This is a genomic window from Pedobacter terrae, assembly GCF_900100705.1.
In the GTDB taxonomy this organism is placed as follows: Bacteria; Bacteroidota; Bacteroidia; order Sphingobacteriales; family Sphingobacteriaceae; genus Pedobacter; species Pedobacter terrae.
Genome location: NZ_FNCH01000015.1, coordinates 1 through 13,242 on the forward strand (window position 1 = coordinate 1; position 13,242 = coordinate 13,242).

The 13,242-nt window shown below is 39.1% G+C and carries 14 protein-coding genes; 7 read left to right on the forward strand and 7 right to left on the reverse strand.

Annotation, left to right across the window (positions count from 1 at the left end; translation table 11 throughout):
• Positions 1-207: hypothetical protein (locus BLR60_RS25105; protein WP_208600666.1), on the reverse strand; the 207-nt coding region annotated here is incomplete at its 3' end.
• Between the two features lie 654 nt (positions 208-861).
• On the opposite strand from BLR60_RS25105, the gene BLR60_RS17235 reads away from it, so the two are divergent.
• Both BLR60_RS17235 and BLR60_RS17240 read left to right on the forward strand, forming a co-directional pair.
• Positions 862-1,827: a lipid A deacylase LpxR family protein gene (locus BLR60_RS17235; RefSeq protein WP_090502071.1), complete on the forward strand. Its 966-nt coding sequence runs from the start codon at positions 862-864 to the stop codon at positions 1,825-1,827.
• A complete protein-coding gene (locus tag BLR60_RS17240; protein WP_090502072.1) occupies positions 1,827-2,936 on the forward strand; it encodes an acyloxyacyl hydrolase in 1,110 nt (369 codons plus the stop codon). Before BLR60_RS17235 ends, BLR60_RS17240 begins: the two co-directional genes overlap by 1 nt.
• Here the strand turns inward: BLR60_RS17240 and BLR60_RS17245 are convergent.
• From BLR60_RS17245 to BLR60_RS17255, 3 genes are read right to left on the reverse strand one after another with little or no spacing between them, the layout of a single operon-like run.
• On the reverse strand, positions 2,933-3,292 hold the full coding sequence (locus BLR60_RS17245) for a CoA-binding protein (RefSeq protein ID WP_090502074.1): 360 nt from the start codon (positions 3,290-3,292) through the stop codon (positions 2,933-2,935). The two genes, BLR60_RS17240 and BLR60_RS17245, sit on opposite strands and share 4 nt — an antisense overlap.
• Positions 3,293-3,325: 33 nt before the next feature.
• The gene (locus BLR60_RS17250) at positions 3,326-3,793 is read right to left on the reverse strand and encodes a DinB family protein (protein WP_090502076.1); all 468 of its coding nucleotides are present in this window, start codon (positions 3,791-3,793) and stop codon (positions 3,326-3,328) included.
• A 33-nt stretch (positions 3,794-3,826) separates the two neighbouring features.
• Positions 3,827-5,368 (reverse strand): NAD(P)/FAD-dependent oxidoreductase, encoded by a 1,542-nt coding sequence (locus BLR60_RS17255; protein WP_090502078.1) that lies wholly within the window; start codon positions 5,366-5,368, stop codon positions 3,827-3,829.
• A gap of 560 nt (positions 5,369-5,928) precedes the next feature.
• Here BLR60_RS17255 and BLR60_RS17260 point away from each other — a divergent pair.
• The 5 genes from BLR60_RS17260 (at position 5,929) to BLR60_RS17280 (ending at position 8,923) form a co-directional block, all read left to right on the forward strand.
• On the forward strand, positions 5,929-6,510 hold the full coding sequence (locus BLR60_RS17260; RefSeq protein ID WP_090502080.1) for a LemA family protein: 582 nt from the start codon (positions 5,929-5,931) through the stop codon (positions 6,508-6,510).
• Between the two features lie 82 nt (positions 6,511-6,592).
• Complete coding sequence (locus BLR60_RS17265) at positions 6,593-7,036, forward strand: TPM domain-containing protein (protein WP_090502082.1); 444 nt, start codon at positions 6,593-6,595, stop codon at positions 7,034-7,036.
• Between the two features lie 3 nt (positions 7,037-7,039).
• The gene (locus tag BLR60_RS17270; RefSeq protein ID WP_090502085.1) at positions 7,040-7,810 is read left to right on the forward strand and encodes a TPM domain-containing protein; all 771 of its coding nucleotides are present in this window, start codon (positions 7,040-7,042) and stop codon (positions 7,808-7,810) included.
• 123 nt (positions 7,811-7,933) lie between these two features.
• Positions 7,934-8,323 (forward strand): hypothetical protein, encoded by a 390-nt coding sequence (locus BLR60_RS17275; protein WP_090502087.1) that lies wholly within the window; start codon positions 7,934-7,936, stop codon positions 8,321-8,323.
• A gap of 51 nt (positions 8,324-8,374) precedes the next feature.
• On the forward strand, positions 8,375-8,923 hold the full coding sequence (locus tag BLR60_RS17280) for an NUDIX hydrolase (RefSeq protein ID WP_208600667.1): 549 nt from the start codon (positions 8,375-8,377) through the stop codon (positions 8,921-8,923).
• 110 nt (positions 8,924-9,033) lie between these two features.
• Here the strand turns inward: BLR60_RS17280 and dnaA are convergent, their stop codons facing one another.
• The 3 genes from dnaA to BLR60_RS17295 form a co-directional block, all read right to left on the reverse strand.
• The gene (dnaA, locus tag BLR60_RS17285; protein WP_090502090.1) at positions 9,034-10,464 is read right to left on the reverse strand and encodes a chromosomal replication initiator protein DnaA; all 1,431 of its coding nucleotides are present in this window, start codon (positions 10,462-10,464) and stop codon (positions 9,034-9,036) included.
• A 544-nt stretch (positions 10,465-11,008) separates the two neighbouring features.
• Positions 11,009-12,556: an acyl-CoA mutase large subunit family protein gene (locus BLR60_RS17290; RefSeq protein WP_090502091.1), complete on the reverse strand. Its 1,548-nt coding sequence runs from the start codon at positions 12,554-12,556 to the stop codon at positions 11,009-11,011.
• Between the two features lie 138 nt (positions 12,557-12,694).
• Positions 12,695-13,225: a DUF7935 family protein gene (locus BLR60_RS17295; protein WP_090502093.1), complete on the reverse strand. Its 531-nt coding sequence runs from the start codon at positions 13,223-13,225 to the stop codon at positions 12,695-12,697.
• Between the last annotated feature and the right edge of the window lie 17 nt (positions 13,226-13,242).

The window sequence follows — 13,242 nt, forward strand, 5'->3', positions numbered from 1 at the left end:
TGCCTCGCGGCCCGTCTTTATATATCTGCAGATTTCAGTCTGTTCAAGTCTTGTTCGTCTTAAACATGTTTCCGTCTGTTTCAATCCTGTTTGTTGATCTTTCCGACATCCGCCGTTCTGATTTTTTGTTTTCCCTTCGTTTCCATTGGGGTTGCAAAGGTAAGCATCTTTTTTAAACTTCCAAATAAAATAAATTTTATTTTTCAATCTTCTTTTTCTGGATACCCTTATTTCAATATGCCAGATTAAACCGGCTTTCCGTCCTTCCGAACCGGGCTGCAAAGCTAGCAATCTTTTCCGCTTCCGCAATATTTATTTTAAAATAAATCCTGCTTCTTCCAATCACCACTGCACCTTTTCAGTTTATTGCCCTCTCCTCCGGAGCGGGATGCAAAAGTAGGAAAAATATCTTTCCCTGCAAAAGGAATTTATTAAATACTGTATGGTTAAACGTAAGTCAATGGTTTTCAACAGGAAATATTTTTGGCTGAACCAAAACTTTTTGGAAGGATGCCTGTTTAACACGGCGATCCGGCTTGGAACAGATCGTTTTTCCACCATTGAGGGATTAAGGAGATTAAGTTTTTAAAGCTCTTTTATATTTTAGGCGCCATCACAGTGTGCCTTGCACCGCCCATGCCATCTAAACCCCTGCCCGTTGCAGGCGGGCGATAGCAGCGGAAAACCCGCAGGTGAGGAACGAGCCGAGGATTTGGAGCGGATAGCGGGAACATACTTATATAGTAGCACTGAACCTGCTTTGCTAGAAAAAAAAGCATTAAAATAAGTGATTGATACAACTATGGGGATATTAAACAATAATTAATACTTTTACCGCTTAATAAATCAGCCTTATTATCAATGAAAATTGCGCTTAAAACATACTTACCTTTGCTCTTTATCTTTATTGCAAAGCTTGGCCAGGCTCAGAATTATAAAAATGAGCTCGTAGTTATTACAGAGAATGATGCCTACATTGATATTACCAGCGATAAATATTACACCAATGGCTTTTTTATTAAATACAGGCATGCTTTAAATGGTGAAAACCTGAAGACCGGCCGTAGTAAAGAGGTTATTGGTTTTGAGCTGGGGCAGAAAATATACAATCCTTATTATAGTTATGCACCCAACCCTGCCTTGCACGACCGGCCTTTTACCGCCTATCTTTATGGTGAGGCTAATTACAGCAGGTTTTATCAAAACAAACAGCTTTTAAAGGTTTCGGCACAGATTGGCCTTACTGGTAAGGATGCCCTGGGCGAAGAATTCCAGAAAACTTACCATAAACTGGTTGGCCAGAATCAAATTGCTGGCTGGGAATATGGATTAAATAGCGAACCCACTTTGAATCTGGGTATAGAATACAATAAACGCTTATTAGCCACTCCTAACGAAATATTTGATGTTACCGGAACCACTTCTGCTGCAGTGGGGAATGTGATAACCAAAGCCAATGTTGGCGCATTGCTCAGATTGGGAAAATTTAATGAAATGGATGGTTCAGCTGCATTTAATAGCTTAGTAAGCAACCATCATAAAAATAATGCTAAACGCAAATATGAACTTTTCCTTTCGGTTGCACCGCAACTGCATGCAATAGCTTATGACTCTAGCCTACAAGGCGGTTTGTTCTTGAATGATAAGGGGCCGATTACCTTTAAGCCAAAGCCAATGGTTTTTACCACACAGGTAGGTTTAACCTTCGCCATTGCACGCTGGACAGCCAATTACACTGCTAACTTTACTTCAAACGAAGTTAAAAACAGTGCCACTGGTTACCGTTATGCCTATTATAGTCTCGCTTACCGTTTTAGTAAAAACTAATGAAAAAACAACTATTCCTTTTTATTTTCGTTATTACAGGCTGCTCATTTGCGAAGGCTCAAATTGCTCCTGAAAATCATTCTATTATTCTTAAGCCCATATTCGGGACACATATTAATAACGATCAGGGACACCTGTTTCAGGATCAGATTACAGGTTTTGATGCAGCTTATTTTAAAGATATTAGCCAGAACAGCGATAAATGGATTGGCTTTAGTGGTGCTAAATCTTACGGAATCGGTTTCATTTTTAGAGATTTAAGCAAACTTAAAGGTACAAAAGATACTTCGGCCAATGCTTTTGGGCAGGTGTATGGCTTGGTGGCACAGATGGACTTCCAGTTGTTTAAAATCGGAAAAGCCAAATTTAATTTTACGCCTGGCGTTGGCTTAGGTTACACCAACAAGTATTATTATAATAACACTAAAAACAGATTTTTGGGAAGTCCGGTTAACGAAACCATTAAAGCAGATTTAGGTATGGAACTACCAATGAGCAAATACACTGATTTACTGTTGGGTTTTGGTTTCCTACATGTATCAAACGGAGGGGCAACTGTTCCAAATGGCGGACTAAATACCGGGAATATTTATATCGGGCTTAAACTCAACAACCCTAAAACATTGACAGAGGAGCGGAAAAGCACCTATACCACTTTACAGCGAAGTTCGATTGAGCTTAGTGCCGGTTTGGGGGCGAGGGGGGTATTTAATGATAGAAGTAAAAGCTTATACAAGAGCGGAATATATGCGGGTTATAATTTTTACCTGAATGATGTAATGTCGCTTAAGACAGGTGTTGATGCAGTTTATTACTATACCACATTCGATCCCAATAATTATGTTAATACCTTTCAAAACTACGGTACTTCGTATGACAAATGGCGCACAGGCATTAGTATTGGTGCCGACATTAACTTATGGAGAGTAACTGTTGCAGCTCAAATTGGAAAATACATCCATTACAATAGATTCATGGATAAAGCGACCTGGTACTGGACATTTGGACCAACTTTTAACATTACCCCACACCTGGGTTTACAGGCAAAAACTTATATGCACTTTGCCCAGGCTGATTACGTAAATTGGGGTGTAGTGTACAGATTTTAATATTGTCCGGTACTCAGCAATACTAAAGTGCAGGCTTCAACAGGTTCGATACCATTCATATCTAATAATTTCTCCAATTCGTAATTTTCGGTTCCGGGGTTGAAGATTACTCTTTTAGGTTTAGTAGCCAGAATATAATCATGATATTGTGGCTGCAAAGCAGGACCTATATACAAAGTAATCGTATCTATATCCTGATGGATCTCTCCGGGCTTTTCGATTTCAATACCTGCAACTTCTCCCTGTTTTATGCCAACGTTGACAATGTCATGATTGAAACGCTTGAGCATATGAGCTGCCTTGTATGCATACCTGGATGGATCTGGCGATGCGCCAATAATTAAAGTCTTTTTCATAATCAGATTATACAGACGAATAAATTACACAAATTAAAATTTAGATAATAAAGCAATCTGACCGGAGTGATAGGCGTGGTGCTGTGCCAAACCACTTAAAAGCTCGGCGTTGGTTACCCCCGTGCCTAAGGCAGGATTACGCTCATTTTTTACTTCCTCGTTCCACTGGCTGTCTTTTAAGCTTTCGCAAATGCGGATGAGTTCTTCGTTCGCAAGCTTAAAATCGAAAATAATGCGTTCCCAAGCCTGGGCTGTACGCTCTTCAGGTTCAGGCCAATCACCCCTTTCTGGCTCAGCAGCTGGTTTACCAATCAACCTGGAAGAAACTTCTTCTGTCCATGCGGTTAAATGCAAGGCAATTTCTGCAATAGAATGCGCGCCGGGAACAAAATGGCTAAATGCGCTTTCTGGATTAACATTATTAAGTGTCTGCATTACATGGTTACCATGCCAGGCATCTCCGTTAAAAGCTTTTTTTATTTCGTTCGTAATATTAAACATGCCGAAATAACAATTGGCACGCTATAAAGTTTGTTAAGATGCGTTCAATATTGCATTTGCACAGTTAATTCCGTCAATTGCTGCCGAAACAATTCCACCGGCATAACCTGCTCCCTCTGCACAGGGATATAAACCATTTACCTGAAGATGTTGATAGGTTTCTTTATCTCTCGGAATCCTGACCGGAGAGGACGTTCTGCTTTCTACCCCTACCAAAATGGCTTCGTTGGTATAATAACCTTTAATCTTTTTCCCAAATAAGGGTAATGCTGCACGCAAGCTATCTGATACAAAATGGGGTAAAATATTATCTAGCATAGAACTTTTGGTACCAGGCAGATAGGAGTTCTTTGGTAAATCTATCGATAATTTATTGTTCACAAAATCGACCATACGTTGTGCAGGCGCTACTAAATTTCCGCCACCGGCCTCAAAAGCAGCTTTTTCAATTTCTGACTGAAAATTTAACATCCTCAACGGATCATAACCTTGAACATCATTTAACGTCACCTGAACCACAGTTCCAGAATTGGCAAAAGGATTATTCCGTTTAGATGGCGACCACCCGTTAACCACTATTTCATTTTCGCCGGTAGAACAGGGTGCAATTATACCTCCGGGGCACATACAAAAAGAAAATACGCCGCGTGCACCAACCTGCTCAACTAAACTGTAATAAGCCGGTGGTAAAAATTCAGAACGGATATCACAATGGTACTGAGCTGAATCAATAATTTCCTGAGGATGCTCAATCCGTACACCTAAAGCAAATGGCTTTGCCTCGATCAGAATATTTTTACTGTTCAATAATTCGTACACATCTCTTGCCGAGTGACCAGTTGCCAAGATAATATCATCAGCTAACAATTTCTCTTCAAAATTTATCTCAATGCCTTTTACTTTTCCAAATTCGATCAAAATATCCGTCATCCGGCTATCGAACATCACCTCACCTCCGGCATTCAGGATCGTATCTTTTATCGAAGTAATGATATGTGGAAGTTTGTTGGTGCCTATATGTGGACGGGCATCGATCGCAATATCAGCTTCTGCCCCATGGTTTATAAAAACCTGCAACACTTTATTGATGTCACCACGTTTATTAGAACGCGTATATAGTTTACCATCAGAGTAAGTGCCGGCACCACCTTCGCCATAACAATAATTAGATTCGATATTCACCAAACCTTGTTTATTGATGGCAGCCAGATCTCTCCGTCGCTGTTTAACGTCTTTACCTCTCTCGATAATAATGGGTTTTAATCCATTTTCGATGCATTGCAAAGCTGCAAACAAACCCGCCGGACCAGCACCAATAATAATTACAGGCTTAGCGCCGCTCACATTGGGATAGTTGATGTGATAAACTTCTGGAACGGCTTCTTCATCTACAAAAACCTTTACCTGTAGACGGAAAATAACCTTTCTGGAACGGGCATCGATCGATCTTTTCAGAATTTCGTATCCTTTTATCCTTGTTTCGGAAATTTTCAGACCTTCGGCAAGTTTCTGTTTAATAACTTCAGTCTGCTCAACCTGATCAGGAAGTAAAGTAATTTCGATGTCTTTTTGCATAACTAGTCAGGTTTTTATCCTGAATGGGCACAAAGATAAACATCTGGAAAGAATATTCATTAATTTCCAGAATGCATCTGAAATTTATTTGCTGATTAATGCGTAATTTTTCCCTTTTCAGAAAAGCAGTTTCAGTATTCCATAGGTCGGTTTCTTCCCGCTCTACCTCCTGCCCCGGTAAAGGCCGGGGGCATCCGTTCTATCGGGTTTAGATGGGTTTATTTTCTGCTACTATTTCGGTTTTCCGCGCTACAGGCCTAATGTGATAGCCCTAGTCGGAGCGGGCATTCCGATTAGGAACAAGCTATATAATATTTTGGTATGCTTACTTGTTTCACAGGTTTTCATGGGGATAAAGCGGAGAGCAGGAACATCCGCTTAAAAATGTGGGGAACCTCGCGCTCCAAAATAAAAAAACATTAATATAATCTCATTAAATTCAGGAAATAACTTGTCAACCTGTCAGATAAATACCGAAAGTGTAACAAAGGCATGCAATTTGATATCTAATTCGTAAATTGACCATAAATCAATTCTATTAAAAAGACAAAACCATAAAAATGAAAAGATTAATATTTGGATTTTTAGCTGCAGTTATTGCAGTGAGCACTTTAAGTTCATGCGGTTATAACAGCATGGTTAAATTGGATGAGAACGTTAAATCGAAATGGGGAACCGTGCAGACCCAGTATCAAAGAAGAGCCGATTTAATTCCGAACCTGGTAGCTACCGTAAAAGGTGCAGCTAAATTTGAGCAGGGTACTTTGACTGCTGTAACCGAAGCGCGTGCAAAAGCTACCCAGATGACGGTTAAAGCCGATGAACTAACGCCAGAGAATATCCAAAAATACCAAGCTGCTCAAGGACAATTAAGTCAGGCTTTGGGTAAATTATTATCAATCACTGAAAATTACCCTGAACTAAGGGCTACACAACAATTTAGTGATTTATCGGCACAATTGGAAAGTACCGAAAACAGGATTACTGTTGCCCGCAAAGATTTTAATGATGCAGTACAGGAATATAATGGTAAAATCAGATCTTTCCCTACTAATTTAACTGCTGGCATGTTCGGCTTTAAACCTAAAGGATATTTTGAGGCCGATGCTTCTGCAAAAGACGCACCTAAAGTAGAATTTTAATATTCGACACAACATATAAGGGTAGTGAATGTTTATGAACTGAACATTTATTACCCTTTTTATTTCATATAAAAATAAGTACATGCCATTATTTTCAGATATTGAACAAGAAAGAATAGCAAATGCAATCTCCGATGCGGAAAGAGCAACTTCTGGAGAAATTAGAATTGCTATTGATAAACATTGCGCAGGAGATCCGTATGAAAAGGCCACCGAATATTTTGCTAAACTGGATATGGATAAAACTGCAAAAAGAAATGGTGTGCTGATCTATCTGGCACATGCCGACCATAAATTTGCTATTATAGGCGATGTTGGCATTCACCAGGTGGTACCTGACAACTTTTGGGAAACCACAAAAATTGCCATGACAGCACATTTTGCAAAAGGTAATCTGGCAGATGGTATTATTGCAGGCGTAGCATTGGCTGGAGAAAAGTTAGCTTTGTTTTTCCCTCCGCAAAAAGGTGATATTAATGAATTACCAAACGATATTGTTTTTATGGATAAGCTAGAAAATAAATAAGAGATGAAGAAAATATTCCTTTTATCATTATTCAGTTTATTATTCGCTTTTGCTTTTGCGCAGGATTTCCCGGAAAAACCAAACACTTTGGTTAATGATTATGCAAATGTATTATCGGCAGATCAGAAACAGTCGCTCGAAAATAAACTCGTAACCTTTAACGATTCATCTTCTACTCAGATCGCCGTTGCTATATTAAAATCTATAGGCGATTATGATATTAATGAATATGCCGTAGAACTGGGCAGAAAATGGGGTGTTGGCCAAAATGGAAAAAACAACGGCATTATGATCGTTGTGGCCGTAGGCGACCGAAAAATATCTATTCAAACGGGTTATGGTTTAGAAGGTGCATTACCTGATATTTATGCCAAGCGTATTATTGATAACGATATTAAACCCAATTTTAGAGCTGGGAACTATTATGCAGGGCTGGATGAAGCTACCACATCAATTATAAAATACACCAGAGGCGAATATAAAAATGATAACCCTAAAGCCTCGTCTAAAAAAGGTGGTTCTGGTAGCATCGTCATCATTATTATTATTGTGATTGTGATTATCATCATCATGCGCAAAGGTGGCGGAGGCGGAAGCGAAGTAATTGGCGGACGTGGAGCATCTAACGCACTATTTTGGGCAATGTTGTTTGGAAGTGGCGGTGGCCGAAGCAGTGGTGGCTGGGGAGGTGGTTCTTCTGGTGGAGGCGGCGGTGGATTCGGTGGTTTTGGCGGAGGAAGCTTTGGCGGAGGTGGTAGCAGCGGAAGCTGGTAACAGTAGTCCATAGTCCATAGTCCATAGTCCATAGTCCATAGTCCATAGATTGGAAAAGGCTTTGTTTTGAACGTTACAGAACATTTCAACTTTCCAACAAAACAACATTTCAACTTTACATCCATGTACCGAAGAGATTTAATTACAGCTGAAATACAGAAACTAGCCCAGGTTTTGGCCCGCATTATGGGACTCAAATTAGAAGGTAAGCTGGCAGAGGCCAATCAACTTTTTGAAGAAACTATGGAAGGTGGTTTTCAATTGCCAAAAGAAATTCTTGAAAATGAAGATCTTTCGGTTTTTGAAAATTGGTTAACTAAGAGTAACCTCCCTCCCGAAAAGCTCGATTCGTTGAGCGAATTTCTGTATTATGAGTTAGGCGTAAGCCAGGAGCGAAACCAAATCATTGCGCCAAAACTTAATTTAGTTTATCAATACTTGTCTGATGAGCATAAGATTGTACATTTGGTAAACTTACACCGCCAGAAAACAATACAGCAGTATATCAGTTAGGGGTTGGCAGTTTTTAGTTTGGAGTAAAGTCGATTAACATAAATAAATTAAATGGTTATAGAAAAGTGGCAGAAACTTGCCTCTAAATATTTAGTACGCGAACAATGGGCTACCTTGCGCGTTGATGAAGTGAAACTTCCGGATGGCGTGATCAAAGATGATTATTACGTTTTAGAGTATCCAAACTGGGTTAATGCAATAGCACTTACGGAGGCTGGAAAAATAATTATGGTACGCCAGTACCGCCATGCAGCCGATATTGTTTCGCTTGAGGTTCCCGGTGGTGTAATTGATGGTGATGAAACTCCGGAGTTTGCGGTGAAACGTGAGCTATTGGAAGAAACCGGCTACAGTTTTAAAACCTGCAAACTTATTGCTGAACTTTATCCTAATCCGGCAACTTCAGATAACAGAACCTTCACTTATTTCTTAACAGGCGGCATCAAAACCCATGAACAGCATTTAGATGAACATGAAATTTTAAATGTTGAAGAATATACTGTTGAAGAAGTAAAACAATTGATTAAAGAAAATAAAATAGCCCAGGCATTACATGTTGCCGCTTTGTTTTACGGACTCGAAGAAATAGCTAAAGGTTAATAAAATCTGAGATAGGCCCCTTATTCCTACCTCAAAAATTACAGTTAAAAAAAGCAGCCAGATTTTAAACATCCGGCTGCTTTTTTATTGAGCAATAAGCCTGTAAAAGCTTAACTCATTTTTAGTTTTTTCTGGATATCGTGTACGTAAGCTTTAAACTTCTTATCGGTATCGATTAAATCTTCTACAGTTTGACAAGCATAAATTACGGTACTATGATCGCGGCCGCCAAAGAAAGCACCAATTGTTTTTAATGATGACTTAGTATGGCTTTTAGAAAGGTACATTGAAATCTGACGGGCCTGAACAATTTCACGCTTACGTGTTTGCGACTTCACCATATCAACAGGAACCTCGAAATACTCGCAAACCAATTTCTGAATGTATTCCATTGAAATTTCTTTTGAAGTATTTTTGATAAAATTCTTCAACATCTGTTTAGCCAGGGCTAAATCGATTTCTTTTTTATTCAAAGTAGCTTGTGCTAAGAGAGATACCATCGCGCCCTCTAACTCACGCACATTATTATCAATGTTATGCGCCACATACTCTACTACCTCGCCTGGTAACTCAATACCATCTGCATACATTTTCTTCCTTAAAATAGCAATACGTGTTTCGAGATCGGGAATCTGTAGATCGGCAGATAAGCCCCATTTAAAGCGGCTCAATAAACGCTCTTCCAAACCAGCTAAATCTTTCGGTGCTTTATCAGATGTTAAGATTACCTGTTTACCCGATTGATGTAAGTGATTAAAAATGTGGAAGAAAATATCCTGTGTTTTTTCTTTGCCTGCAAAGTTGTGTACATCATCCATGATGATTACGTCCATTGCCTGGTAAAAATTAACAAAGTCGTTAATGGTGTTGTTTTTTAAGGAATCTACAAACTGCTGACAGAATTTCTCACAACTTACGTAGATCACCAATTTATCTGGCATGCTGCGTTTAATCTCATTGCCGATTGCCTGCGCCAGGTGTGTTTTACCCAAACCAACTCCACCGTAAATCATTAAAGGGTTAAAAGACGTACCACCTGGTTTAGCCGCTACAGCGTAACCTGCAGAACGTGCCAGGCGATTGCAATCTCCCTCAATATAATTTTCGAAAGTATAGTTAGCGTTTAATTGTGGATCAACATTTAATTTTTTTAATCCAGGGATAATAAATGGGTTTTTTATATCCTTATTAATGGAAACCGGAATCGGCATCGATTGTACCTTTGCCTCCGCTCCATTTCCATTTGAGGGCATATTGGTAGTATAAGGATTACCGCTGTTAGATGATTTATCTACAACGATATTATATTCCAACCTGCCATCCTCTCCAAGTTGTTTTTTTACAGTCTTGCGCAGCAAGCCCACATAATGTTCTTCAAGCCATTCGTAAAAGAACAAACTTGGCACCTGTATGGTTAAAACCTTGCCTTCCAATTTAAGAGCCGTTATTGGCTCGAACCAAGTTTTGAAACTTTGGCCCGGAATATTATCCTTAATAATTTGAAGACAGTTCTTCCATACTTCTGTACAAGTTTTTTCCATTGCGATTTCTATAATTTATTGGTTTACAGTGCCTATTCGAATTAAAGGGATGGTCCGTTTAGGGACTACGAATATTGACAAAATTATCAACATTTTAAACAAAAATTTCAAATAAATCGTAACCTACTGATAAGGAATATAGTAGGCCGCTTAACCTCAATTTTTTATGTTGATAACTATTTATTAACACTGGTTATCCACATTAATTGTTATGCATCATCAATATTCGTTCATCACGTCGAATTGCTGCTTTAAAAGCAAAATTTAAGCCATTCTAGCTATCGGTCGACCCGTTTTAGCATTATAAATCTCAAATAAACTGGGAATCAAAGCCATAACTTTAATAAATTAATATCGATTCAACAGCGCAGCTTAAAACATTTCACTAAAAGCGATTATTGTATGAATTTTACGACAGTTTCGAACCACATTTTTAAAGTAAGCCAAAATAACTTTAAATCGTTTCATCGCCAGTCATCGAATCTGAATACCATTAGTTTTAAACTTGCTATTAAGCAACAAAAACAAGCGGTTCACTATTCATTTAATAAACACCAAAAGTATTTCTAAATACATCTGCAATTTCGCCAAGCGTAGCATATTTTTCAACGGCATCAATAATCAAGGGCATCAGGTTGGCTTCGCCTTTGGCCGCTTCGCTCAATTGCTGCAGCGCTTGCTCAACCGCTAACTGGTTGCGGGTTGATTTTAAATGATCAAGTTTTTCAGATTGCAGCTTGCGGATCGAATCATCTATATTGAATACCTCAGTTAAACCTTCCTCCTCCTGTGTAAACTTGTTTACCCCAATCGAGATTCTTTCGCCACTTTCGATTTCTTTTTGATATTGATAAGCTGCAACAGCAATTTCATTCTGCATATAGTCGCTTTCAATGGCATTAACTGATCCTCCCATGGCATCTATCCTATCGATATAAGCCCAGGCAGCAGCTTCTACTTCATCTGTTAAACTTTCTACAAAAAACGACCCAGCCAATGGGTCTACCGTATCGGTAACCCCGCTTTCAAACGCAATAATCTGTTGGGTACGCAAAGCAATTTTAGCAGCAGATTCTGTTGGAAGTGAAAGTGCTTCGTCATAACCATTGGTATGCAGCGACTGGGTTCCACCTAAAACCGCAGCCATTGCTTGGTTGCTAACCCTGATTACATTGTTTAATGGCTGTTGCGCGGTTAAGGTTGAACCTCCTGTTTGGGTGTGGAACCTCAACATCTGGGCCTTTTCATCTGTTGCGCCCAAATCTTTGGTAATTTTCGCCCACATCCGCCTTGCAGCTCTGAATTTAGCTATTTCCTCAAAGAAATTATTATGGCAATTGAAGAAGAATGATAAACGTTTGGCAAAGATATTTATATCTAAACCTTTGTCTAAGGCCGCTTTTAGATAAGTTTTGCCATTAGCCAGTGTAAAAGCAAGTTCCTGTACAGCCGTAGACCCAGCTTCGCGAATATGGTAGCCAGAAATGGAAATGGTATTCCACTTAGGTACTTCTTTACTGCAAAATTCAAAAATATCGGTAATTAACCGCATAGATGGCTTTGGCGGATAAATGTATGTTCCTCTCGCTGCATACTCTTTTAAGATATCGTTTTGTATGGTACCCGAAATCTGCTTTAAATCTGCACCTTGCTTTTTGGCCAGCGCAATATACATGGCCAATAAGATCGAGGCCGTTGCATTGATCGTCATCGAAGTGGTGATATTTTTCAGCTCGATACCATCAAATAAAATTTCGATATCCTTTAACGAATCGATAGCTACGCCCACCTTGCCTACCTCTCCATCAGCCATTTCATGATCGGAGTCGTAACCAATTTGCGTTGGAAGATCAAAAGCAACAGATAATCCGGTTGTTCCCTGAGCCAATAAATAATGATAACGCTTGTTTGATTCTTCAGCAGTAGAAAAACCGGCATACTGCCGCATCGTCCACAAGCGCCCACGATACATATCTTTCTGAATTCCCCTGGTAAAAGGAAATTCTCCGGGTAGCTCTTCCATTGGCTTTGCTTCTGTATACAAGGCTTTAATTTCAATCCCTGAAGTAGTGGTATGCTTTTTCTCGCTCATTTGGTTAGATAATTAGTGCATTGGTTTATTAGCCTGCCATGTTCATATCATCATTGATGAGACTGGTTAACTAAGTTAATCAAATTAATACCTGATAATTTGCTAATTAATTTAAACAATTTATAAAGTTTACCACGCCTAAAAAAGCCTATGAATGTCTTTCTTGATCAACTCAATTGTTAAATCGTATGGATTTTCATCTATACTGGCCATGTGCTGCAAAATTGCCTTGCTCAGTTCAATTCCATTTACATCGGCCGGTAAACCTTGTACGGCATTATTCACCATGGCAATAGTATCATCTTTTAACTTTCTTACCACTCCCCAGGTCACACTGTCTATATACAATTGTTGGGTAATGTTATGTTGGTACTCTGAGCGGATTTCGTTTAAAATCCCAGCTTGTAAAGTAGCGATTGCAATCCCTTGCTGATGTAAACGAACAAGTAAGTTAGGCGGATTAATACGGTCAATAAATATAATTAAACGTTCATGTGCCTGCAAGCGTAAGGGCAAAATATGTGCACGGCTTTCTTTGTTCAGTTCAGTGGTTTTTAAGTTAAAAAAACGCTGGATATCATTCTTTAGGATATAATAAACTGCCACTAACGCAATGAAAATGCCCGCAAATAAGATTATTATATCGGCTAAAACCTGTTGTATATTCATAAGTATTGTTTAAGTAC